This window comes from Bacillus sp. FSL K6-1218 (assembly GCF_038006445.1).
Classification (GTDB): domain Bacteria; phylum Bacillota; class Bacilli; order Bacillales; family Bacillaceae_G; genus Bacillus_A; species Bacillus_A thuringiensis_S.
In genome coordinates, this window is sequence record NZ_JBBOVE010000001.1 from 2,543,975 (window position 1) to 2,569,856 (window position 25,882).

Consider the following 25,882-nt stretch of genomic DNA (forward strand, 5'->3'; position numbering starts at 1 on the left):
TTTCATATAAAAGGAGAATATATTCTTTATATAGAAATAAGTTTGAGGTTATAAAGTATGATGTACGAAAGGAGCATGGAAGTGATTAAACTAAAAACCTTTAAAAAATCTGATTTTAAACAATTAATGAATTGGATTAATTCTGAAGAATTTCTAATACAATGGTCAGGAAATGCATTCACATTCCCTTTAGACGAACAGCAATTAGAGAAGTATATAGAAAGTGCAACTACACTCGCTTTCAAAGTGGTAGATGAAGAGACTTCAGACGTTATTGGTCATATTTCGCTTGGGCAAATAGATAATATTAATAAGTCCGCTAGAATTGGAAAAGTATTAGTTGGTAATACGAAGATGAGAGGACGTTCTATAGGAAAAAATATGATGAAAGCAGTACTTCATATTGCTTTTGACGAATTAAAACTACATAGAGTAACTCTTGGTGTGTATGATTTTAATATATCGGCCATTTCATGTTACGAAAAAATAGGGTTTGTAAAAGAAGGCTTATTAAGAGAGTCAAAAAGAGTAGGAGAAACGTATTGGAATTTATGGGAAATGAGTATGTTAGAATATGAATGGAAGAAGTAGCAACGATAGTAATTTATAATTATATTATGTTAACAAAAGGGGCTTGGTGGGTATAGTGGATAATAAAACAAAAATAATCTCAATTGCAGCTGTTTCGGGGGGAGGTAAAACTACAATTACAGAAAGATTAAAGCATAAGTTTAAAAACTCAAAAGCTCTATATTTTGATAGTTATACATTTGATAACTCTCCTGCTGATATTTGTAAATGGATTGATGATGGGGCGAATTACGATGAGTGGGTATTAACACCATTAATTCATGATATTGAGCAACTTATACAAAATAATACCTTAGACTATATTATTGTAGATTATCCTTTTGCATACTTAAATAGTGAGATGCGAAAATTCATTGATGTAACTATATTTATTGATACGCCTTTAGATATTGCGATGGCTAGAAGGATTTTGCGAGATTTTAAGGAAGGTACAATAGATGAAATACATAATGATTTGGAACATTACATGACATATGCGAGAAAAGCTTATTTAGAGGCAATTCATACTGTTAAGCCGAATTCAGATATCATATTGGATGGTTCTTTATCTGTAAGTGAAATAATTAATCACGCTGTCGAGGAACTTGGCCGAAGAGAAGTGATTGTCAATGGTTAAATGTATAGAGGAATATATACAAATTGCTGATTTTAAAATGTATACGAAAATATTCCAAGGAAAGAAGCAGCAGCCTGTTATTATATTGGAATCAGGCTATGGTGATTATTCGAAGGCATGGAATCAAACTGCTGAAGAACTGACGGAATATGGTACGATACTTACATACGATCGGGCTGGATTAGGCAAAAGCGGGAAGAGTTCCAAGAAACGTATTAGTTCTGAAATGGTAAAAGATTTGAGAACATGCTTAAATCTTTTACAACTGAAGCCACCTTATATTTTTGTAGGACATTCTTTTGGTGGTATAAATGCACGTTTATTTACTGATTTTTATCCTGAAGATATGTTGGGAATAGTTTTGGTTGATTCGACACCAGAAAATTATAAAGAAGCATTTTTGCCAATCATGTCTCCAGAATTTCAAGAAGCTTACTATAAACAATTTGTACATGAAAGTTCTTATGAAGAGTTTATGTTTAGTCTGGGCGAAGCAGATAAATATTGTCAGTCGACGAGAGATATTCCACTCGTCGTGTTAGCTGCTGGTAAAAAAGCTTTTTATTCGCAAGATGCACAAATAAAATGGTTACAATTGCAAGAAGAATTATTACGATTATCAAACAAAAATAAACTAATAATTGCAGAACAAAGTGGTCATTATATTCAAAATGATGAACCACATTATATAACAGATGCTGTTAGGTGGATAATTGAAGTAAGGGAGAGATAAATGTGTATACTTTATTTTAATATAATTGGCAAGTAAGAGATGATTGGTTTAAGTGGTGTGAACAACTTTCAGAAGAAGATTTACTTTGCAAACTGGGGGTATGTTAAAAACATGATTTCATATTGTAGATGTAGAGTATAGTTGGATTAGTGCTCTTCAAGGATAAGAAGATAGAGAACCGCAATTTAAAGATTATCAATCGATTCAAAAAGTGAAAGCGTGATCTGATTTATATAAACGAGAACTTGAAGTTTTTTTGCAGTCATGATCATCTAGCCTAGAATGCTAGCACACTTAAAATAACCCGTATAAAAAGTTAATCATTGGTGCTTTGATTATATAACGTCGGCGAAATAAATAGTGTGAAGGACAGATATTCTAACAAGTATTTTATGTAACGTTCGTATATTTAAATTTTCTTGTAATTAACCGAATTCTAATTTTTTAGAAACGGATAATGAGGTATGGGTGGTGCTCTTTTTTATTGAATAAAATGGGTTGATTTTTCGGATTTTCATTACAATATAACAAATAAAATTTAAATTTTATTTGTTGTTAAGAAAAGGTGAGAAGAAAATAAAAAAAGAGGGCTAATGCCCTCTTTTCTTATTAATTTGGTAATTAATCACAGATTGGTATCCCAAGCACTCTTAGAGCTAATGCTACTTGAAGGGAAATCTCTAATCTAGCAATTTCAATACCAGCTACTGAAAGAACTAAAAAAGGTTGTCCGTTTACAAATACAACGCAACTATCCATAGTTAAGCCTCCTTTCTAGTAATCTACTATAGTATATGAATAGAACTTTAATATGTAATAGTTAAATTGTTGGATTTAATAGAATTAATAGATTAACCCATTTAAACTAAACAAAAGAACATAACGAAAGGAAACAGAGATGGATGTATGCCTCGAAAAACATAGGTTTTAAGACATGTAATGGGATATGAAATTCATCATATTGGTCAGCTATCTATATGGGCGAGGGAGTTAAACTTGCAACCTGTTTCAGCAAATTTGATTGGAAGAGGATGATAGAATTAAAAACCGACTTGCATCTCAAGCGCAAGTCGGTTTTATATATAAGAAGATTTCTTAATTGAAATCCTCGGATTTTTTCTGACGTATATGTAAAAACATTAAGGTGGTAATGATTAAAAAAATCATTATAGTTTGTATAATTAAATTTTTAAACTGAAGTAATATTGTCCAAGATGTAAGGGTGTCTTTAAAAGCTTGGAGTGCAGAGTACGAGGAAGGATCAAAACCATACTGTAGCAACTTTTTTGTTTCAATAAATGAAATGTTTTCTTCATCTGCATCTAATATTACTGAAATTAGTCTAGTATCTTCAAGTTTTGCTGTACTGACAAAACTATAATTACCATTAGTTGAAAAACTAGTTTGTAAGCCATCAACACCTTGAAGTTTAATGTTTTCATTAAGGGAATATATCATTTTATTCGTATTGAAAACCTGGGAATCTTTGAAGGGAAATTGGTAAGAGGTTAGTTTCGTAATATTCAATACATCTGGAAAATCTTTTATTAATCGTGCTGCTAGTTTAGCTGCGTCTATTGCTGTTGTAGTTGATTGTTTATTTGTATCATGATTAATTCCAGTAGAGTTTAGAAATGGAGATGGTTGTAATAACTTTAGTTCTTTTGCTTTTTTATTCATTAATACTGTAAAGTTATCTTCATTTCCAGCAATGTGTTCTGCAAGAGCGAGTGCAGAACGATTATTCCCTGCCAGTAGCAATGCATGAAGTAAATCACGAACCGTTGTTTTATCATTCGATGTTACTTGTATAGGGCTTGTTTCTACTCGGAAAACTTCGTTACTTATTTGTACGAAGTCATCTAACTGTATTTTTCTATCATTTAGTTGCTCCAATACGATATATTCTGTCATTAATTTAGATAAAGCAGCTGATTGTACTGGAGTTTCTTCATTTTTTTTATAAACAATTTCACCTGAATTAGCATTTATTAAAATAGCTGATTTAGCTTGAATAATCGGACCATTTACATAAAGGTAAAAATATAAAACAATAAGTGCAGTAATGAAAAAAGATAATAATAAAATAGCGAATTTTTTTAAGAATTGCATAAGCGATCCTCCTATTATGACATCAATAATAGTATTGTAAAAAAGAATGCTTAATTAGGAAGAAAGAAAAGGTAAAGAATTTCTAAAGAATTATAAAGGATTATTAAATTTTTGTAATTAATGGAAAAAGTTCAATTTCTTATATGATAAGAAATTGAACTTTTTATTTGTGATATTAACCTTTGTAAGGAAGTAGTTTTACAGTGAAAGTTGTTTTTTCGTCATCACTATATACTTCAATTGTTCCTTTATGCAACTCGACTATACTTTTTGCAATTGCTAATCCAAGTCCAGATCCACCAGTGTTTGTAGAGCGAGATTTCTCAACGCGGTAAAAACGTTCAAAAATATGAGGTAAATCCGTACTAGGAATAGGTTGTCCGTAATTTGTTATATCAATTGTAATCATATTATTGCTTTCATAAGCAGTAAGGTCAATATAGCGACCTTCGCTTCCATAAGCGATAGCGTTTATAATAAGATTTTCAAACACACGCACTAATTTGTCACCATCAGCTAATACCATGAGCTTTTGAGACGGGAAAGAAGGCCGACATTCTATATTAGCTTCTTGAACCTGTATGCGGAATTGAACAGTTAATTGTCCAAGTAACTCTACAATATCAATAGGAACAGAATACAGGCTTAATTCTTTATTTTGAACACGTGTATATTCGAACAAGTCATTCATTAATGCATTAAGACGAGTTACTTTATCGTAAATGACTTGAATATAGTATCGCAATTCCACTTCATCTCTATAATTATCATGATGGATTAAATTTACGTATCCAACTATAGAAGTAAGGGGAGTGCGTAAGTCATGTGATACATTTGTAATAAGTTCACTTTTTGCTTGTTCAGCTTGTCTTTCTTCATCAATGGAGACTTTTAATTGTTCAACAATTTCATTGACCCCGATTGCTAATTCTTCTAGATAATTATGATTTACAATAGAAACTTTATGATTGAAGTTTCCATTTGCAATATAACGAATTTCTTCTATCATTTTTTTTATACAAGTTTCATAATAAAGTTTTTTCTCGTGACGATAAAAAATGTAAAGATAGGATGAAAAAATAGAAAATAAAAACAAATAAGATACAATCATCATCCATAAAGACTCTTTAATCCCTTTATACTTTTCATAACCAAAAATTCGAATGAATTCTTTACCGAGTTCAGTTAGAGTAAGTGAACTCTCAATTACACTCGTAACGAGGCGATAAATAATTAGTTCAGTAATAGGAGTGAGTGTGATAGCTAATAAAAGCCAAAAAATAAGTTTCCATTTAGGAATATCTTTTAAAATATCAAATGCTTCATTTCTCAATTTTATAGCCAACTCCCCAAACAGTATGAATAAATTTTTCTCCATTTATTACTGTTTCAAGTTTATCTCGTAAGTTGCTAATATGGACCATTACCGTCTTATTTGAACCATAACCATCTTCATTCCAAACGCGTTCGAAAATTTCTTCTGAACTAAATACTCTTCCTGTATTACTCGCAAGTAAATATAAAATATCGAATTCAATAGAGGTTAGTTTAATATACTCTCCATTTACTTTAACTGTATGATTATGTTTATGTATTTCAACAGAGCGAATACGAATAATACCATCTTCATTCTTTTGTGAAGTAGCATTTTGGAAAGAGGATCTTCGTAATAAAGCTTTCACTCTAGCTACTAATTCTAATGGATTGAATGGTTTGATCATATAATCATCGGCACCTGTCATAAGGCCTAATATTTTATCCATATCTTCTGCTTTTGCACTAAGCATTAGAATTGGTACAGTATTATTTTCACGCACTTCCTGACAAACTTCTAATCCGTTTCGTTTTGGCATCATAATATCCAAAATCATAAGGTCAACTTCATATGTAGAAACCTTTTGCAATGCTTCATCGCCATCATAAGCTTTATAAATGTTATAGCCTTCATTTCGCAAATAAACAGCAAGTAATTCAACAATTTCTTTATCATCATCAATAATTAATATATTTTTATTCATTGTGTAGTTCCTTTCCTTACAAATCATCAACATTACTATAATATCAAACATTTATGTACTTGTAGCGATGATTCTGTATAAAATTTCATGTAACGTATTAAAAAGGAGTAAAAAGATTAATATCGAATATAAAACAAAAAGGATATTTAGATTCTACATTATAATGTAAGTTAGTTATAAGGGGGATTTTTTATGTTATATAATGATATATATTCATTTACTCCAACTGGAAAAATAGAAAATGATATTAAAGCCTTTCTACTAAAATATAATAAAGAGTTTACATATAAACATTCAATTCGTGTGGCAAATGAGGCAAAAAAGATCGCAGAAAAGTTTCACGTAGATAAAGAAAAAGCAGCAATTGCAGGATATTTACATGATATTAGTGGCATTTTTCCGAACGAGGAGAGGATTGCAGTTGCTGAAGAGTTTGGGGTAGAGATAGTGGAAGCAGAAAGAAAGTTTCCTATGATTATTCATCAAAAATTATCGAGAGTAATCGCAAAAGAAATATTTAAAGTAGAAGATGAAGAAATTTTAAATGCAATTTGTTGCCATACAACGTTGCGTAAACATGCAACGAAGATGGATTTAGTATTATTTGTTGCAGATAAAATAGAATGGGATCAAAACGGGACACCACCATATTTAATAGAAATAAAAAAAGGATTGGAAAAATTTTTGGAAAAAGCAGCTTTTGTATATATTTCATATTTGTGGGAAAGGAAAGATACATTGAAAGTTATACATCCGTGGCTAGAAGAAGCATACTGGGATTTAAAATGAATTTTACAGTAGAAAGGACAAGGAAATGCAATTAAAAGAATATATGAATCAAACATTTCCAGGAGTTACATTAGGACCCTACTTATATTCTCAGTGGGGAAATCATTTACATTTTGATTTCGGAAAAGATAAATATCAAATTGTAGAAGGAACCAACGATTTAAATATGGAATACTTTTCTCAACTATATACATATAATAAATTCTTATTTGAAGACATATTTTCAAAAGAAGATGTAGTGTTTGTAGTGACAAATGTTTATAGATTTAAAAAGGAAAACATAAAAACTCCACAGAAAATAAATGTATACAATAAATATATTAAGAAAAGAGATTTAAGATTTCATATAAGACAAGAAACGTTACCGTTTCTATTTGAAGATGAAGAAGCAGATTTATCCCGCTATTTGCCGGGCAGTAAGACCCCCACCTCAAAATTCAGCGAAAGCAAAGAAGGTAGGTGGGAATCAACTGCCCCTAAAAGCCCGATTGGTGAGGGCTTTTAGGGGCATGAACAAAACCCCCACTGATTAAAATTTCACTTTATATTGTACATATCAATTTTCTTTAAAATGTCTTGCGGAAGATATTAAGTATGAATTGCTTATACAAACTGCTAATCATGAGGATTTCTCTGCTCTGTATCCTCGATTTGGACGAAAAAAAGAAATTTCTTATCCAGATGTATTTCTCATAAATGCAACGAAAGATATTGTCATGTTTATGTATGATGATAGAGGATGTGAAGTAATCGCGAAGAATAAAGAAATAATACGAGATTTATATAAGAAATACAAAGAATGGATTCCAGATTATGAACGAGAAAGTATAGATAACTTATTTAAATGACAATAGGGGAAGTGAAGCGTGTAATGAAACGTATTGCAATTGTATCTGCATGGGAACCAGAACTGACATATTTGCATCAACATTATCCGAGTGCACGTGTTGAAAAAAGAGCAGCTTGGGAATTTCATTTTCATACTATTAATGAGCTGGAAATTATATCAGTTGTTACTGGTGTCGGTAAAGTAAGCTGCGCTAGTTGTGTACAATTGTTAATTAGTGAGTTTCAGCCAGATGAGTTGTTTATGACAGGAATATGCGGAAGTTTATCAAACAAGGTGAAAAACGGTCATATTGTAGTGGCACTAAGCGCAATACAACACGATGTTACTGCTGCTGGTTCAGGGGAAGATGTTTTTAATTTATATAACGGTAGAACAGCACCTATTGAAACAACAAAATCACTTGTAAGAAGAATAAAAACAATACGATCGTATGATCCGATACATTTCGGCACATTTTTATCAGGAGATCAACGTATTCGTAGTTCGGAAATGAGATATTTACTCCATACCGTATATGGAGCATTGGCAGTTGATCAAGAAGTAGCAGCTTTCGCCTATGTATGCCAAATAAATAAGAAACCATTTCTATGTTTAAAAGCTGCTTCAGATCAAGCAAATGATAAAACGAAAGAAGAACAAAAAATCTTTAAAATGCTAGCATGCGAAAGAGCATGTGAGCATTTAATTGCTTTTTTACGTGTTTATGAGATTAATGTAGTAAATAATAGATAGTTTGTTATAAAACAAATTAATAGTAAGTTATATGTAGGGAAATGTCCGTTCATTTCAAATTAAGAGCTGAAATTTATAATAGATGGAATATATTATATGGGTACATGTTGAGGTTAATACAAGCAATTGGAGGGCAATTTTATATGATTCAATATAAAAGGTGTAGTGAAGTAAATATTGATTTAGTATATGAAGCTTTTAAAGATGGATTTTCCGATTATATTATTAAGATGGAAGTTTCAAAAGGTGATTTTATACACCGTTTTTTGGGACCAGAAGGTAATTTGCTAGAACATTCTTTTCTTGCTTTAGATGGTGACGAATCCGTTGGCGTAATACTAGGTGGTATAAAGGATTATGAAAGTATAAAGACTATGCGCTGTGGAACATTAGCGGTTCATCCTAATTACCGCGGTATTGGTGTGAGTCGGAAATTATTTGAACTGCATAAAGAAGAAGCGATTCAACATGGATGTAAGCAACTTTTTCTCGAAGTCATTGTAGGAAACGACCGAGCGATTCATTTTTATAATAAGTTGGGCTATGAAAAAGTGTACGATCTTTCTTATTATAATTTAAATGATTTGACTAAAATAATGAATAAAGATTGTAAGGATATTGAAGTAAAACAATTAGAATTTCCAACTTTTAAAGATGAAATTCAGAAATGGTTAAACTTCCATATAAATTGGCAAAATGATATTGATTATATAGAACAAACAAATAATGTATTTTATGGTGTATATGTCGATAATGACTTAAAAGGCTCTCTATGTGTAAATGAACAAGGTAAAATTAGTTTTATTTTCGTAGATAAAGATTATAGAAATATTGGTGTTGGGATGAAATTATTACAAGTAGCAAGAGAAGAATTACATTTATCAAGTTTATCAATTGGGTTTCCTAACAATAATTTACTGGAAGGCTTTTTTAAGAAATGTGGATTTGAAAAGAATTCTTTAGCACAATATGAAATGTATTTATTACTCTAAGAGCGGAAAGATTTATTCTTTTCGCTTTTTATTTTTCTGTTATGTTGGTAAATGCTCTGCAACTATAATTTATAATGAGAGGGATTTTGTTTATCCTTAAGTTATTTTTTTAATTGTCAATTTCATGCTAATAATTTTCTTTGTATAATATTCTAATTTTATGTAGAATAGATACGATGGGAGGGGATGAAATGAATAATGGATTAAAGTTTAAGATTTTTGAATTGCATTGTCTCGTTCAAAAGACTTATTCTGATATTAAAATGGCATGTGATATTGCTATTTATCAAGAAAACACTTCTAAATATTTAATTTCATTAGGATTTTTAAATAAATCATATATGACTTATATAGAAGCAAAAAGATTCTATCGCGAAAATGAAGAGCTTGTAAGTGTAGAATTTGATAATTTCTTTGATATGTATGATAAATTAGAAAACGAATTAAAACAAGTTATTTCAACTGAAGATAAAAATCCTTCATCGCTACATAGCAGACTTGATCAGTTTCAGCAGAAAGTTGAAAACATAAATGACCTAATAAAAGTATTGCAAAATGCTCGTTAATGAATGCGTTTTTCTTTTTGTATAGAAATTATGTATTAAAAACATTTTAGGGATATTACATATTGAAGAGGTGGCTTTTGTAGATTACAAAAGTCATCTTTTTATGTTAGGAATAGATTGTATACATTTTAGCAGTTTCATATAAATAATAGAAATTTATACGAGGTAAATATCATGGGAAATAAAAAAGAAATAGCTATAGTTGCATTAACAACAGGATTCGTCTTAACAAGTGTAACATCATATGGAGTAGGTCATGCAGAGGAACCTGGTCAAATACAAGTTGAAATTCAAGAGGATTCGTTCCGTACAGGTGATCTTACACAACCATCAAAAAAGGCACCAGAGAATGTAGTGAAAGATGCACTTAAGGAAAATACGGAGCATGCTTTGTCTCCAAAACAAGTTAGTGCAGAAACAGGAGTAGATTACAAGGTTCTTCAAAAACGTGGTTCTTATGATGGAACTACACTTGTGCGCATGCAACAAATTTATGAAGGAAAAGAAGTATATGGCCACCAGTTGACTGCTCACGTAGATAAAAAAGGTATTATTAAAAGCATTTCAGGAGCTAGCGCACAAAATTTAACACAAGAAGATTTAAAGAAACCTATTAATTTATCAAAAGAAGAAGCAAAACAATATATTTATAAAAAGTATGGAAACGATACTAAATTTATTTCAGAGCCAGAAGTTAAGGCAGTTATTTTTGTTGATGAAAATCATGGGCAGGCTAGCAATGCATATCAAGTTACATTTGCTGCTACAACACCAAATTATGTATCTGGAACTTATTTAGTGAATGCTCATAATGGTGATATGTTAAAAGATATGGTACAAGAATCAAGTTTGAAAATAAGTGAAGAGTATGTTGAATCCGTTAAGGAAAATAAAACTAACAATTTCACATCATTAACTGGAACAGGAAAAGATGATTTAGGCGTAACTCGTACATTTGGTATTTCTAAACAGACCAATGGGAATTATGCGCTTGCTGATTACACAAGAGGACAAGGAATTGAGACATATGATGTAAATTATAGAGATATTACAAATGAAGAAAGTTATTATCCTGGTATACTAGCAACTAGCACTTCAACGACATTTAATGATCCAAAGGCGGTAAGCGCTCATTTCTTAGCAACAAAGGTATACGATTTTTATAAAGAAAAATATAAGCGTAATAGTTTTGATAATAAAGGAAAAAAAGTAGTTTCAGTTGTACATGCATGGGATTCTGGAGGAACAAATGATCCTGAAAATTGGGAGAATGCATTTAGTACTAATATTAATAACATTAGTATGCTTTTATATGGAGATCCTATGGTAAAAGCATTCGATATAGCGGGTCATGAATTTACACATGCAGTTACATCAAGCGAATCTAACCTTGAATTTTCAGGAGAATCTGGGGCGATTAACGAGGCATTATCTGATATTATGGGAACGGCTATAGAGAAATACATAAATAATGGGGAATTTAACTGGACAATAGGAGAACAAACTGGATCGACTTTTCGTAATATGAAAAATCCAACTGCAATTAATTTTTCAGAAGGACTACCGTATCCTGATGATTATAGTAAATATAATGATTTAAATGGAGAGGATTATGGAGGCGTTCATTTTAACTCAAGTATTATTAATAAAGTTGCGTATTTAATTGCACAAGGTGGTACTCATAACGGTGTAAATGTAAATGGTATTGGTGAAGATAAAATGTTTGATATTTTCTATTATGCAAATACTGATGAATTAAACATGACTTCTGATTTCTCTGAATTGAGATTGGCATGTCTTAAAGTGGCAACTAATAAATATGGAATGAACTCAATTGAAGTTCAAGCAGTCCAAAATGCTTTTGATGCTGCAAAAATTATAGAAAAAGTGAAAGAAAACGAAAAAACAGCAGAAAACCAAGCTCCAGAGTTAACTGTACCGTTTACGATTACACTACGTGTAGGTGATACGTTTGATCCAATGAGAAATGTAAAAGCTGTTGATAAAGAAGATGGAGATTTAACAAATAAAGTAAAGCATAAAGGCGATGTAGATACTTCAAAACCAGGTACATACATTGTAGAATACCTGGTTGTTGATTCTCAAGGGAAGACTGCAACGGCTACACAGACTGTAATTGTAGAGGGAAATGGAGAAATATCAGATTTAGAACCTAAATTAACAGTGCCTGTTGAAGCGACAATTCATGTAGGAGATTCATTTGTTCCAATGGAAGAAGTATTAGCTATAGATAAAGAAGACAGTGATCTCACTGCTAAAATCACAGTTGATGGTGAAGTAGATACAACTAAAGCCGGTACTTACGTATTAACATACACGGTAACAGATTCTAAAGGTCATGAAGTAACGGCGAAGCAAACTGTAACGGTCAAAGTTAGAGAAGAAGTTACAAATGAAAAACCAATACTAAAAGTACCTGCTACAACTTCAATTACTGAGGGTGATCAATTTGATCCGTGGGTAGGAGTATCAGCTACTGATAAAGAGGATCGGGACCTTACTTCTAAAGTAGCGTATGAAGGAACTATAGATATAACTAAAGCTGGTACTTATGAAATATTATATAGTGTTAGAGATTCCGTGGGTAATGAGGTAAATACAATACAAAAAGTATTAGTGAAACATAAAGAAACTAGCAAAGCTAATGGCCTTGCAAATAAAACAATTAAGAATAATATCTCAAACAACAGTAATACCGATAAAAAAGAATATACATATAAGGAGCTTCCAAAGACGGGTGTAAGTACCACTAACAGTGCAGCAATCGGCATATTAATGATTATTACAGGTACAGTACTCACTTTGGTTCGCAAATTTAGAAAGATACAAAAATAATAGTAGGGATTATTCGTTTGAAGAAAAGAGTTCATTATCCAGAAGAAATAAAGTAGAAAGTAAGTAAAATGAAATATGGATTTTTTACTTATTAAGATTTTAGTAGTTAAGCGGTACATTTGACTTCTGTAAAAATTTGCAGTTGGATGTTATTCTGTCTACTGAACTACATTACATAAAAAACACGTTACTATTCTCATTAAAATAAAAGAATAGTAACGTGTTTTTTGATTTGAAAATAGCATGAATTCTATAGTTCATGAATATGGGAGTGCTTCTAATCTGCCATTGATGAGTTACTGAAAACACTTTTTTTAATGGAAGTTTCACTCTAAATGACAACATGAGATTTTCGGTATTTACCAGGTGTTTCATTGGTGAATTTTTTAAAGATTTTAGTAAAATAACTTTGATCGCTAAAATTAAGCGAAGCGCATATGTCTGATAAGGGATAGGTGGTGAAAGTTAATAATTTCTTTGCTTCTTCGATTCGTTCACGTTGAATGTACTCAATTAATGAAATACCGACTTCTTTTTTAAATAATATAGATAAATAATCTGAATTCACATTTGCAAATTTAGCAAGTTGTTTAACAGATATTGGATTGTAAATGTTTTTAAAAATATAGTTTTTGCAAATAGCAATAGTTTGTGAATGTTGCTGTGTTTTTTGTGCCTTTACACGGTCTGCAAAGGTACAGAAAGCATTTTTTAATAAATCCCAAACAGATTCTTTGTCTTTTAAATCTTCTGTTCTTTGAATATGTAAATCATAAATTTTGTAAGCAATCCCAGATGGAAGTCCCCCTTTTATCGCATATCTAGTAGCGAGCGTGATGGATGAAATACAAATGTTTTTATGACGTCGTAATTGATGGAATGAAGATAAAGATGAAAGAGTCTCTTGTTGGAATTCGTAATAATATTTGAGTACGGTTTCTTTATCCCCGTTTTCTATAGACCTAAGTAGTTGCTGCTCTATATATAAATTATGATAAATGGATTCGCTTTTTTGCATTGAAATATATACATCTTCGTTTAAGATTCTGCTATGACTTATATGAAGTGAGTCACTATTATTTGAAAAGGTGCTTACATCTGAATTTTTTGTATAGAGAATGTTATAGAACAATATTGCTATATTTATAAAGAAATTTTGATCTTTGACTGACAATGAGAAATAATGGTCTCTTGTTCTTTTATAATTCGGAATAAAATTAAGGTTACTATCCGCTTTACTTGTAGAAAAGTTTACATGTGCCAAGGGCCCGATAATAACAGTACCGTTCACCATATAATCGCTCTTTATGTGAATTAAAATGAAGTGCCCTAGATGTTCGTGAGTTCTGAAGATGGGGGAATTATATGTATCATTTCTTTGAAAAAGCACATGTAACTGTTCTATTTTTGATGTATACAACGAATGTGAATCATTTTTTGATGTGAATTCTAAAAGAATATTTTTGTTACAATCTAAAAAACAAACTGGAATTTCAAAAGATTGGAAAAACACATTGCAAATGTACTCTATCTCAACTAGACTGAGCTTTTTAATCATATTCTTCCTCCTTACAGTTATGCGTAATAGTTAAATAAACATATATTCCTTTTTTCATAAGTAGAAAGGGAAAACCTTTATTAATAAAAAATATAAATAAAAGTTATAAACTTCTAAGAATAATACCATAATTTAACATAGATAGCACATATTATTTGAATATACAGGTAATAGTTTTGGGCAGTAGCGTAAAATATGAATCGTCACACTTATTTGTTGGTTATTACTTATATGTATTAAAAAATGATTAAGATTGGATTTTAAATAGGGATAGGAAGGGAGAAATGAATGGATTGACAGTAAGTGACTAGTCGAAATTAGCAGTGAAAGCTATTATGTAACAAATGTAATGATTCTTGAAGTAGGGATATAAGTAGTAATTTAGGGGAGAAAATTACATATATCATGCGGAGAGACAACGTAATAATAGAAGATAAGAAAAGTGAATAAGTGATTGTAAACAATGGATTGTTGGACGACTATGTTTTATGTTATTCGTTTAAATCTGATACTTGGCACACTATTGCTTTTAAGAAGGTAATAGTAATAAAGAGATTTTTAAAATGATAGAAGTAGTAAAGGGGATAAGAGAAATGAAAAAAATATGTAGTGTGCTTTTAGTGTTTTTCTTAACATTTTCTACATGGTCTAGTGTATTAGTAAAGGCAGATTCACCATCTAAAGGTACTTTAACGATTCATAAGTATGAACAAGAAAAAGATGGAGCGCAGGGACTAGAAGGTGACGGTTCTGCAAATCAAGAGGTGCCAAAAGATGCGAAACCATTAAAAGGTGTAACGTTTGAAGTGAAAAGGGTTGCTTCTTTTGAAAAAATTTCAAACGATGGGAAAATCGTAAAAGAAGACGTGAAACCTGTAATGGGAGCCACTCCAAATCAAGTAGTAACAGATGATAACGGACAAGCTGTATTAAAAGATCTTCCGCTAGGACGTTATGAAGTGAAAGAAGTGGCAGGCCCTCCACATGTTAACTTAAATCCAAATACGTATACAGTGGATATTCCATTAACGAATAAAGAGGGTAAGGTGCTAAACTATGATGTTCACATGTATCCCAAAAATGAGATTAAACGTGGTGCAGTGGATTTAATAAAAACTGGTGTAAATGAAAAAGCATTAGCAGGTGCAGTATTCTCTTTATTTAAAAAAGACGGTACAGAAGTGAAAAAAGAGTTAGCAACAGATGCTAATGGTCATATTCGAGTGCAAGGATTGGAGTATGGAGAATACTATTTCCAAGAAACAAAAGCTCCGAAAGGCTATGTAATAGATCCAACTAAACGTGAGTTTTTTGTTAAGAACTCCGGAACAATTAATGAAGATGGAACTATTACTTCTGGTACAGTAGTTAAATTAGAAGTGAAAAACTATGAAGAACCAACAATTGATAAAAAGATTAACGGAAAATTGGAAGCGTTACCAATCAATCCGTTAACTAATTATAATTATGATATTAAAACATTAATTCCAGAAGACATTAAGGAATACAAAAAATATGTGGTAACAGATACTTTGGATAATCGTTTAGTGATTCAAGGAAAGCCAATCGTGAAAATTGATGGAGCAGAAGTAAATGCAAGCATTGTAGAGGTAGCTATAGAAGGTCAAAAAGTAACAGCTACAGTAAAAGATTTCACAAAATTAGATGGTAAAAAAGAATTTCATTTGCAAATTAAATCTCAAGTAAAAGAAGGAGTACCATCTGGTTCGGAAATTTTAAATACAGCAAAAATACATTTTACAAATAAAAATGATGTAATTGGAGAAAAGGAATCTAAACCTGTAGTTGTTGTTCCAACAACTGGAATAATTGAGTTAACAAAAATTGATGGTGCTAATAAGAATAAATTAAAAGGTGCAGAGTTTGTACTTAAAGATAAAAATGGAAAAATAGTTGTTGTAGCAGGAAAAGAAGTAACAGGTGTATCAGATGAAAATGGTGTTATTAAATGGTCTAACATTCCATATGGAGACTATCAAATTTTTGAAACGAAAGCACCAACATATACAAAAGAAGATGGTACAAAAGCATCGTATCAATTATTAAAAGACCCCATTGATGTAAAGATTAGTGAAAATAATCAAACGGTTAAATTGACGATTGAAAATAATAAAAGTGGATGGATTCTTCCGGTAACGGGTGGCATAGGAACGACTCTTTTTACTGTAATAGGCCTTACGTTAATGGTTACAGTGGCATTTGTTTTCTTTAGAAAAAAGTTTGCTAATAATTAAGATTTTAGGAACATGTAACTATGGGAAAAGGGGAGAAGCAAAATGCTTCCCTCTTTTCGATATTTAAGCATATACAGAGGTGGAAATATGAAACGAAATCTTGTTTTGGGGGGTATTTTTTTATTTGGATTAGGTATTTTTTTATATCCTACTATTAGTAATTGGTTGGCGACTCGTGCACATTATTCTGAGATTAGCTCTTACGATAAGAAGATCAAAGCGCTACAAAAGAAAGAAGTCGAACGTAGGGAAAAAGAAGCAGCCGAATATAATAAACAAGTTCAAACTTCCACGAAAACATTTACTGATCCATTTTCTGAAAAAAAAAGTAATCATCAAGCGTATGCTGATGCGTTAAATTTAGGAGATGTAATGGGATATATTGAAATATCGAAAATTAATATAAAACTGCCAATCTATCAAGGGACCTCTGAGGAAGTATTGAGTCGCGGGATAGGTCATTTAGATTTTTCTTCGCTCCCGGTAGGTGGAGAAAATACGCATACTATTTTAACAGGGCATCGTGGTTTACCATCAGCAAAATTATTTACAGATTTAGATAAGTTGAGTGAAGGAGATCTTTTTTATATTCATTCTTTAGACAAAGTTCTTGCTTATAAAGTAGATCAAATTAAAGTAGTGTTACCATACGAAACGGACGATCTACAAATTGTAGAAAATAAAGATTATACAACTTTAATTACGTGTACGCCTTATGGAGTAAACACCAATAGATTGCTAGTTCGAGGTGAGCGTGTGGAGTTAAACGAGAAAGAAAAACAAAAAGTGAGTACAGAGATATTTATGTTTAATAAGTGGACTGTAATAGTTCCACTCCTATTGTTATGTGTGTTTCTAGTCGTAATTTATAAGAAAAGGTTTACTCGATAGAATGTATTTATCCTGCATTAATGGGCAATGGGACCGGAAATTCAGAGATAAGTAAAGAAGGTATATAGGGGATGAAGTAAATCCTCATTGATAAAAATTTTATTTTATTCGACTATAGAAAAAATACGGTAAAGGTGGGAACAAAGGAATTGAGGCTACGATTAAAGCTGGTAATTATTCATTTTATTGTTTTGTTAATGTTAAGTGTAAGTTTTGTCGTATATGTACCAAAAGAAGCATATGGATCCACGACAAACTTAGAAGGTCTAGGTGATATATCGCGTTATAATGCTGTTGTTTTTGGTAACCATAAAGCAGTAGGTGGCGACATTGAAGGAGCAATTGCAGTTCAAGGTGACATGGATGCATCTGGGTATACGATTGTAGGTGCTGCAGCGGGAACATCTAATATAGTAGGTGAAAAATGGGTTGATGAGGGATATCCGTCTTTGTTATTGTCTGGAAAATTTAAGAAATCAAGAGAAGAATCTTTTATCATTCAAAACGGAATAGTCGTAATGACAAAAGAGAGTGATCCAGATCGCATCATACAATCTTCTTATGATCGTATCGTTTATAAAGAAAAACTAGAAATTGACGCGAAATTTAATGAATTTCGCAATATAGTAAACCAAGTCAGTAAAAATGCAGGTCAATATAAAACGAATACCCCAATTCCAAATATGAGTCATGGAATCGGAAAAGATATAAACAATCCTAATATTTATGTTTCATCAGAATTGACAGGGAAAATTAATTTAGATATAAGAGATGTATTTTTACCGAGTGCTAAGGACAAAGATTTTATTGTAATGTATTCGGATGCGATAGAGGTTACATTTAAAAATGGGGCTATTCTATATGACAAGAACAATATTGGAAGGGCTACGGACATAATTCCCACATCACAACCCTATTCTCCTAATTCACCATTTACTGAGCTATACAGTAAAATGATTTGGGTTTTTCCTAATGCGAAAAAGATCACAACAGAAGGATATGGTGTTGTTGGAAGTGTGTTTGCTCCCAATGCTGTATTAGAAACAAAAGGCGGTTCGATTAATGGACAAGCATTTGTTGGTGCGGTACAACAAACTGGTGGATTTGAGTTTCACAATTTTAAATTTAACTGGAAACATTGGAACAAGCCTAGTACAGGAAAAGTAAAAATAAAAAAGGTTGATAGTAATAATGATAATAAAAAGTTGGTGGGAGCAAAGTTTAAAATTGAAGATTTAAATGGGAAAATAGTTGGAGAACTAGTAACAAATGAAGAAGGAGAAGCGATATCAAAAGACTTACCAATAGGAAACTATACTTTAGTGGAAAAAGAAGCACCTAAAGGTTACGAATTATCAAAAGATAAAATAGCTGTAAAAGTAGAGAAAGATGCAGAAGTAGAAATTAAAATAGGAAATAAGAAATTGCCAAATCCAATGGGAAAAATGAAGCTTGTGAAAGTAGACATAAGTGATAAAAATAAAAAGCTAGCAGGAGCAAAGTTTAAAATTGAAGATTTAAATGGGAAAATAGTTGGAGAACTAGTAACAAATGAAGAAGGAGAAGTAATATCAAAAGACTTACCAATAGGAAACTATACCTTAGTGGAAGTAGAAGCACCTAAAGGTTACGAATTATTAAAAGATAAAATAACTGTAAAAATAGAAAAAGATGCAGAAGTAGAAATTAAAATAGGAAATAAGAAATTGCCAGATCCAATGGGGAAAATGAAGCTTGTGAAAGTAGACATAAGTGATAAAAATAAAAAACTAGCAGGGGCAAAGTTTCATATAGAAGATGCAAAAGGAAAAGTAGTTGGAGAGTTAATAACAGATGAAAAAGGAGAAATGATATCAAAGGACTTACCAATAGGAAACTATACCCTAGTGGAAATAGAGGCACCTAAAGGTTATGAATTATTAAAAGATAAAATAGCTGTAAAAATAGAAAAAGATACAGTAGTAGAAATTAAAATAGAAAATAAGAAATTGCCAGATCCGACTGGGCAATTTGAAATTGAAAAAGTTGATGATAAGGATAGTGAATTAAAGCTAAAAGGCGCTGTATTTCAAGTGTTAGATAAAGAAGGGAAAGAAGTTAGTAGATTAATAACGGATGAAAAAGGAAAGGTAATTTCCAACCAATTAGCAATTGGAAAGTATACGATTAAAGAAATAAAAGCACCGAACGGATACATGTTACTTAGAGATCCAATAGAAATAGAAATTACAGAAGCAGTAAAGACACAAAAAATAACAGTGAAAAATGCGAAGAATAATTGGGGAATTCCTAATACTGGTGGGAGCGGAACAACAATTTTTTACGTAATTGGTATTATGCTAATGTTTGGTGTGCTATATTTCTGTAAGAAAAATCGTATATTATGAACTAATTTTATAGAGTTAGACAGATTGTTGCGTTAGAGAGTTTTTAGGGCATGAGTTCGGTATTGTACTGGACTCATGTTACTACATTTGTTGAAGGAGGAAGGATAATAGTAAACATAGAATATATTAATGAATTAAAATGTTTAAGAGGTGAACATGGTGGCAATAAAACAAGACGAAATTAAAGTAGTTGTCGGAGCTGGAGTGTTTAATAATAATCCAGGCTGGATTCAAACGCAAGAAGATGAACTTAACTTACTAGATAAAGCTACGTGGGAAGAAAGATTTGAATACAACTCTATTTCAGCTATTTTAGCTGAGCATGTATGGGAACACCTTACTTTTGAAGAAGGTGTAAGAGCAGCTGAAATCTGTTATGAATTTTTAAAACCATCTGGTCATATTCGGTGCGGAGTCCCTGATGCATTCTTTCAGGATGAGGTATATCAAAATATAGTTCAAATAGGGGGACCCGGTCCGAAAGATCATCCAGCAGCAAGTCATAAAATCGTTCATAATTATAAAACATTAACGAAAATGTTTGAAACTGCTGGATTCGAGGTAGTTTTACTTGAATATTGTGATGAAAATGGTCAGTTTTATTACAACGAATGGGATGCAAACGACGGTGTTATTTTCCGTTCGAAAAGGTATGATTCTAGAAATAAAGGCGATAAACTTGGTTTTCCATCGCTAATTGTCGATGCGATTAAGCGCTAATCATTCAACCAAAAAAGGAGTTAATCCTATGATTTCATAAGTCGCAAATGCGGCTTTTTTATTTGTACGTAAATCTATATTTAATTTTCAATACTATATAACTCGATTTAGAAAATATTTAAGTTTTTCTCAGCGTCATTCACTTTAAATTAACACTTCGTTGACATAAATATTTATTTTATATTTATATTCGTGTAAAATGAAATGAGAACATATATTCTATATAAGGAGGCAATCAAAATGATAGCTGAAATTGGGAAACTAACTGGTGGATATATTGTAAAATTTGAACGCGAATTTCCATATACGGTAGAGGAAGTTTGGTCTGTATTAACAGAAAACAGTAAGCTGAAAAAATGGATGTCCAATTTACAGATTGAAAGCCTTAAAACTGGTGGAATAATAAAGTTCGACATGATGGACGGTTCATTCATAAACATTGATATTTTAGAGTGTCAACTAAACTCAGTACTTGAATTTACTTGGGATAAAGACCGTGTCCGATTTGAAATACATAAAGAGGAAAATAGTACTCTTTTATTCCTTAAAGAGTACATTAATGAATTAACAGATCATACACCGAGAGATATAGCTGGTTGGCATATTTGTTTAAATCTTTTTTCTTACGTTTTAGAAGGAGAAGAGAAAGAATTTTCTAAAGATGAATGGCAACAGTGGTTTGAAATATACAAGGATAAGATTCATGAAGTGAGAGGATAATTGCATAATAGGTAATATTCATTATGTAATTATTATATTTTAAAAATGCTTTTGTGAATAAATAAGAATAGAGGTTAATATGAAAGTAAATCAATTAATTGCTAATAACATAAATAAATTAGATGCAACTATACCGTTTAATAAATCGTTTGGAATTGCTGGGTTATCTGGATCGGGTAAAACAACTTTTTGCCAAACAATTGGTGAAGAGTCAAAAAAACGATTAGTTTCTTTATTACCAAAGGCTGAATATCAATATTTATTTCCTAACATTATGGAAACAAATTTTAGTGCTATTAAGATGGAAGAAATGCCATTAGTACTTTTTCTAGGAAAATCATCGATTTCGTCTAATCCGCGTTCAACGATTGGTACTCATACTGGTGTTTTTACAGAGGTTCGGGAAAAACTTGCTGAGGTATTTAATCTTTCTCCAGAGGTCTTTTCATTTAATAATCAATTAGGCTGGTGTACTGGTTGTAAAGGCCGTGGTACTACAAAAAATGTTGAGTGTAAAAAATGTAAGGGAAAACGTTATAGTGAAGAAATTGAACAACATGAAATTGATTTGTTGGAAAAGCCACATTCAATCTCAAATATTAATGATTTAAGTATTGAATCTATTCTTTCACTAGCAAAAGAGTTAAATATTAGTGAAGAAAAACAGCATATACTGCAAAATATTATTAATATGAACATTGGTTATTTAACATTAAATCGAATTATGGGTACGTTATCAGGTGGAGAGTTAACACGACTTTATTTGGCCGAATTCATGGCAGTAAGTGAAAATGCTGTAATTATTATTGATGAGATTTCAGTTGGACTTGATCAGGAAACTTTATTACAAATTTTAGAAGAGATTAAACGATTAGGGTGTAAAAATCAAATTTGGCTTATTGATCATTCAGATACGGTACTAGATACAACTGATGAGCAATTGTTCTTTGGACCTGGTAGCGGAAAATATGGCGGGAAAATTGTGAAAGAATCACCAAGACCACAGTCAATACTGTGGGATCGAAATAAAGAAATACCAACAGAATATTATACATTCTATGATTTATATTGCCGTAATATCCAAATGGCGGAGTTTCAAATTCCTAAAAACAGATTTGTAACGGTTACAGGAGAATCAGGATGTGGGAAATCTACACTTGTCAATGAATGTCTAGCTACAGATTTCTTGAAACGATATCCAAAAGATAAATTAGTTATGGTGGGACAAGACCGAAATCAATCAATTACAAGTCGATCAACTGTAGCAACTTTCCTAGATATTAAAAAGAAACTCACAAAGTATAGTGAAGACATTGATGATATTTTTGAGCGCTCGATTGAGGATATTATTGATGAACTTCCAAATGAAGATATCGCTTATAAACGTTTGAGCCTACTAATTAAATTAGGGCTTGGCTATTTAACATTAGAGAGAAAAACACAAACATTATCGACAGGTGAGTTTCAATGTGTTCATTTAGTTTCAGAATTATTTGCAAACACTAGAAATCCACATACATTATTCATTTTTGATGAGCCTTCAAAAGGTTTATCACAAAATATTTTAAATCAATTTATCGATAGTATTAGAGGTATTCTGCAAGATGAATCAGTTTCAATCATTATGATTGAGCATAATCGTTACATGTTAGAAAGCTCTGATTATATAGTTGATTTTGGAAAAAGGCAGAATGAATCTGTAGAGCATTTGGATGTTGTTAATCATGAGGATTACTATCGTCAAAAGAGTAATGTGAATAGCACAGAGAAAATATACATCTCTTCAATGCTTACGCAGAAAAAAGGAGTTCACTATTTAGAAGGGAATCATATTAACTATTTTAAAAATGCCGAAAACGTTTATAAGGGCGGTATTTTAAAAAGTTTATCATCAATGGCTAGGTTAATTTATGGTGAATATGAATCTGATACAATCGCACCTGTTATTGCTATTGATCTTGAAAGACATTTATATAGTCAATATAGTTTCTTATATGAGATTGGTGGATTAATTAATCATATTGTAGCTGCTCATCCAATTAATAAAGATACGAGAAGTTTTGATTTCTATTCACAGGACAATCATTGTCCATCTTGTTCTGGACGTCTTCAAATTGAAGTTTTTGATAAAGATATTGCCATTCAAGATAAAAGTGTTCCATTTTGGGATGGGCTATTCGATCAAGAAATCATGAAGGTATTAAAATTTTATCAGCATGAAAAAATAGAATTTCTATTCGAAGAAATAAAAAATGAGCTTGGTCACGATTTGTCAAAGAGCTATAATGATATGTCAGAAGAAGAAAAGCATACGTTTTGGTACGGATATTTTGAAAAATCATTTTATGATAAAAAAGGAAAGACACGCAGAACATGGGTAGGGTTTAATACAATTATTGGTGGATATATTGTTATTTCAAAAGCACCTATTAAAGAAGAAATTAAAAGTTCAAAAAAAATGATGAAATGTCCAATTTGCGAGGGGACGGTTTTAAATCATCATAAACCACTTAAATTTGGTAACGTAGATATTCGTGAAATAATTAATCAGCCTATTAATGAAGTATTGAAAACAGTTGGTGATTTACCGGCACTTGTTAAATTGAAGTCTATTGTTGGTGGCGATATGGTATTGACAGAAGATGTTTCTTTATTGCCAAGAAAAGCACAAGTTGCATTGAAAATGTTTGAATTAGAACAAGCAAGCTTTTCAAACTATGAAATGGTGTTACAAAATGTTTTACCATTCTGGGGTGAAATAAAAGGAAATATCGAATCCATTAGTGTTAATAATCAAGTAACTGTTTGTGATTTCCCTAATGTTTATGAAACGAGAGAAAACATTATAGATAAGTATTTCACAAATGGTAAATATAAAAAACTTACGTATGTATACGAAGCGTTTGGATACAAAAAATTAGTTACCCAAATTAATAAAATTAAAAAAAGTAATCCATGTCCATTTTGTAAAGGTAAGAAAGTGATAACCGAAGATAATCTACATGATGGTGTCTTTAAACTAACAATTCCATGTGTAACTTGTAATGCAAGTGGTATTAATTACGAAGGGTTAAAAGAAGTTGTCGAGGGCGTGGATGTACAAACGTGGTTAACTGGAAAAGTAAGTGATGTTGTGAATGAAAGCTTATTAACAGAAGCTGTTGGGCAAATACCAATTTTTAATCGTATTCGTGAGTTGGATAAACGAGATATGATGGCGGTTTATGAATGTCTTGAGAAAAATAACTAGTGATGATTTTGTCAATTGCAGTAGTCATAAAAACAGGAATATGGGTTTTTAATTATATAAATATAACATGTTAAATTGTTATTTAAATCGTTAAAAACAGTTGACCCTCACATAATGTCATTGTTTATGATGAAGTTGAGCTTCAAAGTAGATGTAATTTATAGGAGGAAATCATGTTTAAAATAGGGGATTTTTCTAAACTATCTTCCATTAGCATACGTATGTTGAGACACTACGATAAAGTGGAATTATTACAACCAGTAAAAGTCGATGAGCAGAGTGGATATCGATTTTATTCAGCTGACCAATTAAAAAAGGTAAATCAAATTCAAACATTAAAAGCTATGGGGTTTAATATTGCTACCATCAAAGAAATAATAGAATGCGATAATATAGATAGCATAAAAGAGCAATTTTTAAATCGTAGTGCTCAAATTAAAGAAGACATGAATAACCTCCAAAAACAATTACGTCTCCTCGAAGACTCAATGAAAACGATGAGAGAGGATGTTGTTGAGATGAATTATCATGTTTCAATAAAAGAAATTCCAGAAAGAACTGTAGCTAGTGTTAGAAAGATTATTCCATCGTATAATTGCGAAGGTGATTTATGGAGTATATTAATGCAAGAAATTCAAATGAAAAATATTAGTATTGCCCAACCGAGTTATAGTATTGCGGTTTTCCATGATCGTGAATACAAAGAAAATGATGTAGATATAGAAATACAGCTAAGTATTCTAGGTAAGCACGAAAATACAAAAGACGTTACATTTAAAAATATGAAATCAACCAATGTAGCTTCTATAACAGTTAATGGAAGTTATGAACAGATGACAGCTGTAAATGAGGCTGCGGCAAAATGGATTGAGACAGAAGGTTACAAATTAGCAGGCCCGATGTTTAATATTTATCATGTGAGCCCAGCGATGGAATCGGATCCTAATAAGTGGGTTACAGAAGTTTGTTATCCAGTTAAATGATGATAAAGAAAAAAGGCATTATTTATATGCCTTTTTTCTTTGTAAACTTATCCGTAAATCTCAAGACAAATTACTTCTAGATTCGATTCGTCAACTACTAGCACAATTTTATTTGCAAATGTACAAAATGAGCGGATTGTAATGAATCATCTAAAAACCAACCAGTTGGTACTAAAGTAATGTAATCATCTATTTGGAAATTTCAGCAATGTTTAAATGAGCAACAAAAGCCATCGTAACAAGGGGCTTTTGTCTTAAATAAT

At 31.4% G+C, this 25,882-nt stretch carries 20 protein-coding genes and 4 pseudogenes; 19 read left to right on the plus strand and 5 right to left on the minus strand.

Annotated features, from left to right (window positions below; translation table 11 throughout):
* Window positions 1–57: 57 nt before the first annotated feature.
* The 4 genes and pseudogenes from MHI26_RS12870 to MHI26_RS12885 form a co-directional block, all read left to right on the plus strand.
* Window positions 58–591: a GNAT family N-acetyltransferase gene (locus MHI26_RS12870; RefSeq protein ID WP_061667551.1), complete on the plus strand. Its 534-nt coding sequence runs from the start codon at window positions 58–60 to the stop codon at window positions 589–591.
* Window positions 592–637: 46 nt separating this feature from the next.
* A complete protein-coding gene (locus tag MHI26_RS12875) occupies window positions 638–1,207 on the plus strand; it encodes an AAA family ATPase (protein WP_000513268.1) in 570 nt (189 codons plus the stop codon).
* Window positions 1,200–1,940, plus strand: a complete 741-nt coding sequence (locus tag MHI26_RS12880; protein ID WP_061667550.1) for an alpha/beta fold hydrolase — start codon at window positions 1,200–1,202, stop codon at window positions 1,938–1,940. The genes MHI26_RS12875 and MHI26_RS12880 overlap by 8 nt, the downstream gene beginning before the upstream one ends.
* Window positions 1,941–1,960: 20 nt before the next feature.
* A pseudogene (locus MHI26_RS12885) lies at window positions 1,961–2,160 on the plus strand (DinB family protein); the annotation flags it as partial.
* A gap of 401 nt (window positions 2,161–2,561) precedes the next feature.
* Here the strand turns inward: MHI26_RS12885 and MHI26_RS12890 are convergent.
* Complete coding sequence (locus MHI26_RS12890; protein WP_000376554.1) at window positions 2,562–2,699, minus strand: DUF3956 domain-containing protein; 138 nt, start codon at window positions 2,697–2,699, stop codon at window positions 2,562–2,564.
* 183 nt (window positions 2,700–2,882) lie between these two features.
* On the opposite strand from MHI26_RS12890, the pseudogene MHI26_RS12895 reads away from it, so the two are divergent.
* Window positions 2,883–2,975, plus strand: a pseudogene (locus MHI26_RS12895) (DinB family protein); the annotation flags it as partial.
* Window positions 2,976–3,035: 60 nt separating this feature from the next.
* Here MHI26_RS12895 and MHI26_RS12900 read toward each other — a convergent pair.
* From MHI26_RS12900 to MHI26_RS12910, 3 genes are all read right to left on the minus strand, one after another.
* A complete protein-coding gene (locus tag MHI26_RS12900; protein WP_061667549.1) occupies window positions 3,036–4,052 on the minus strand; it encodes a D-alanyl-D-alanine carboxypeptidase family protein in 1,017 nt (338 codons plus the stop codon).
* Between the two features lie 175 nt (window positions 4,053–4,227).
* A complete protein-coding gene (locus MHI26_RS12905; RefSeq protein ID WP_061667548.1) occupies window positions 4,228–5,385 on the minus strand; it encodes a sensor histidine kinase in 1,158 nt (385 codons plus the stop codon).
* Complete coding sequence (locus MHI26_RS12910) at window positions 5,375–6,070, minus strand: response regulator transcription factor (protein ID WP_001038807.1); 696 nt, start codon at window positions 6,068–6,070, stop codon at window positions 5,375–5,377. Before MHI26_RS12910 ends, MHI26_RS12905 begins: the two co-directional genes overlap by 11 nt.
* A gap of 192 nt (window positions 6,071–6,262) precedes the next feature.
* Between MHI26_RS12910 and yqeK the strand changes: the two genes are divergently transcribed.
* The 7 genes and pseudogenes from yqeK (at window position 6,263) to MHI26_RS12945 (ending at window position 12,855) form a co-directional block, all read left to right on the plus strand.
* Window positions 6,263–6,859 carry a bis(5'-nucleosyl)-tetraphosphatase (symmetrical) YqeK gene (gene yqeK / locus MHI26_RS12915; protein WP_061667547.1) on the plus strand — a complete coding sequence of 199 codons (597 nt, stop codon included), beginning with the start codon at window positions 6,263–6,265 and terminating at the stop codon, window positions 6,857–6,859.
* A gap of 25 nt (window positions 6,860–6,884) precedes the next feature.
* Window positions 6,885–7,253 (plus strand): annotated as a pseudogene (locus tag MHI26_RS12920) (DUF3885 domain-containing protein); the annotation flags it as partial.
* 148 nt (window positions 7,254–7,401) lie between these two features.
* A pseudogene (locus MHI26_RS12925) lies at window positions 7,402–7,707 on the plus strand (DUF3885 domain-containing protein); the annotation flags it as partial.
* Window positions 7,704–8,441 (plus strand): 5'-methylthioadenosine/S-adenosylhomocysteine nucleosidase, encoded by a 738-nt coding sequence (mtnN, locus tag MHI26_RS12930; protein WP_061666004.1) that lies wholly within the window; start codon window positions 7,704–7,706, stop codon window positions 8,439–8,441. The pseudogene MHI26_RS12925 and the gene mtnN, both read left to right, overlap by 4 nt.
* A 143-nt stretch (window positions 8,442–8,584) precedes the next feature.
* Window positions 8,585–9,433, plus strand: coding sequence for a GNAT family N-acetyltransferase (locus MHI26_RS12935; RefSeq protein ID WP_098472217.1), 849 nt, complete (start codon window positions 8,585–8,587; stop codon window positions 9,431–9,433).
* Between the two features lie 191 nt (window positions 9,434–9,624).
* Window positions 9,625–9,999: a hypothetical protein gene (locus MHI26_RS12940; protein ID WP_001059026.1), complete on the plus strand. Its 375-nt coding sequence runs from the start codon at window positions 9,625–9,627 to the stop codon at window positions 9,997–9,999.
* Window positions 10,000–10,173: 174 nt separating this feature from the next.
* Window positions 10,174–12,855 carry a M4 family metallopeptidase gene (locus tag MHI26_RS12945; protein WP_061665881.1) on the plus strand — a complete coding sequence of 894 codons (2,682 nt, stop codon included), beginning with the start codon at window positions 10,174–10,176 and terminating at the stop codon, window positions 12,853–12,855.
* A gap of 331 nt (window positions 12,856–13,186) precedes the next feature.
* Here the strand turns inward: MHI26_RS12945 and MHI26_RS12950 are convergent, their stop codons facing one another.
* Complete coding sequence (locus MHI26_RS12950) at window positions 13,187–14,413, minus strand: helix-turn-helix domain-containing protein (protein WP_061665880.1); 1,227 nt, start codon at window positions 14,411–14,413, stop codon at window positions 13,187–13,189.
* 593 nt (window positions 14,414–15,006) lie between these two features.
* Between MHI26_RS12950 and MHI26_RS12955 the strand changes: the two genes are divergently transcribed.
* From MHI26_RS12955 to MHI26_RS12985, 7 genes are all read left to right on the plus strand, one after another.
* Window positions 15,007–16,668: a SpaA isopeptide-forming pilin-related protein gene (locus MHI26_RS12955; RefSeq protein ID WP_086406304.1), complete on the plus strand. Its 1,662-nt coding sequence runs from the start codon at window positions 15,007–15,009 to the stop codon at window positions 16,666–16,668.
* Window positions 16,669–16,755: 87 nt separating this feature from the next.
* Window positions 16,756–17,559: a class C sortase gene (locus MHI26_RS12960; protein ID WP_086406303.1), complete on the plus strand. Its 804-nt coding sequence runs from the start codon at window positions 16,756–16,758 to the stop codon at window positions 17,557–17,559.
* Window positions 17,560–17,708: 149 nt separating this feature from the next.
* Complete coding sequence (locus tag MHI26_RS12965) at window positions 17,709–19,946, plus strand: SpaA isopeptide-forming pilin-related protein (RefSeq protein WP_061665877.1); 2,238 nt, start codon at window positions 17,709–17,711, stop codon at window positions 19,944–19,946.
* A 156-nt stretch (window positions 19,947–20,102) separates the two neighbouring features.
* The gene (locus MHI26_RS12970; RefSeq protein WP_000225725.1) at window positions 20,103–20,666 is read left to right on the plus strand and encodes a class I SAM-dependent methyltransferase; all 564 of its coding nucleotides are present in this window, start codon (window positions 20,103–20,105) and stop codon (window positions 20,664–20,666) included.
* A gap of 240 nt (window positions 20,667–20,906) precedes the next feature.
* A complete protein-coding gene (locus MHI26_RS12975) occupies window positions 20,907–21,386 on the plus strand; it encodes an SRPBCC family protein (protein WP_000559852.1) in 480 nt (159 codons plus the stop codon).
* A gap of 79 nt (window positions 21,387–21,465) precedes the next feature.
* Window positions 21,466–24,636: an ATP-binding cassette domain-containing protein gene (locus MHI26_RS12980; protein WP_061665876.1), complete on the plus strand. Its 3,171-nt coding sequence runs from the start codon at window positions 21,466–21,468 to the stop codon at window positions 24,634–24,636.
* Between the two features lie 173 nt (window positions 24,637–24,809).
* Window positions 24,810–25,619 (plus strand): MerR family transcriptional regulator, encoded by an 810-nt coding sequence (locus MHI26_RS12985; RefSeq protein WP_000472618.1) that lies wholly within the window; start codon window positions 24,810–24,812, stop codon window positions 25,617–25,619.
* Window positions 25,620–25,882: the final 263 nt, after the last annotated feature.

Bases quoted from the DNA above. Each gene is read 5' to 3' on its own strand.
- MHI26_RS12870 (WP_061667551.1), top strand. From the start codon at position 58: ATGATGTACGAAAGGAGCATGGAAGTGATTAAACTAAAAACCTTTAAA.
- MHI26_RS12880 (WP_061667550.1), top strand. From the start codon at position 1,200: ATGGTTAAATGTATAGAGGAATATATACAAATTGCTGATTTTAAAATG.
- MHI26_RS12890 (WP_000376554.1), bottom strand. From the start codon at position 2,699: ATGGATAGTTGCGTTGTATTTGTAAACGGACAACCTTTTTTAGTTCTT.
- MHI26_RS12900 (WP_061667549.1), bottom strand. From the start codon at position 4,052: ATGCAATTCTTAAAAAAATTCGCTATTTTATTATTATCTTTTTTCATT.
- MHI26_RS12910 (WP_001038807.1), bottom strand. From the start codon at position 6,070: ATGAATAAAAATATATTAATTATTGATGATGATAAAGAAATTGTTGAA.
- yqeK (WP_061667547.1), top strand. From the start codon at position 6,263: ATGTTATATAATGATATATATTCATTTACTCCAACTGGAAAAATAGAA.
- mtnN (WP_061666004.1), top strand. From the start codon at position 7,704: ATGACAATAGGGGAAGTGAAGCGTGTAATGAAACGTATTGCAATTGTA.
- MHI26_RS12935 (WP_098472217.1), top strand. From the start codon at position 8,585: ATGATTCAATATAAAAGGTGTAGTGAAGTAAATATTGATTTAGTATAT.
- MHI26_RS12940 (WP_001059026.1), top strand. From the start codon at position 9,625: ATGAATAATGGATTAAAGTTTAAGATTTTTGAATTGCATTGTCTCGTT.
- MHI26_RS12945 (WP_061665881.1), top strand. From the start codon at position 10,174: ATGGGAAATAAAAAAGAAATAGCTATAGTTGCATTAACAACAGGATTC.
- MHI26_RS12950 (WP_061665880.1), bottom strand. From the start codon at position 14,413: ATGATTAAAAAGCTCAGTCTAGTTGAGATAGAGTACATTTGCAATGTG.
- MHI26_RS12955 (WP_086406304.1), top strand. From the start codon at position 15,007: ATGAAAAAAATATGTAGTGTGCTTTTAGTGTTTTTCTTAACATTTTCT.
- MHI26_RS12960 (WP_086406303.1), top strand. From the start codon at position 16,756: ATGAAACGAAATCTTGTTTTGGGGGGTATTTTTTTATTTGGATTAGGT.
- MHI26_RS12970 (WP_000225725.1), top strand. From the start codon at position 20,103: ATGGTGGCAATAAAACAAGACGAAATTAAAGTAGTTGTCGGAGCTGGA.
- MHI26_RS12975 (WP_000559852.1), top strand. From the start codon at position 20,907: ATGATAGCTGAAATTGGGAAACTAACTGGTGGATATATTGTAAAATTT.
- MHI26_RS12980 (WP_061665876.1), top strand. From the start codon at position 21,466: ATGAAAGTAAATCAATTAATTGCTAATAACATAAATAAATTAGATGCA.
- MHI26_RS12985 (WP_000472618.1), top strand. From the start codon at position 24,810: ATGTTTAAAATAGGGGATTTTTCTAAACTATCTTCCATTAGCATACGT.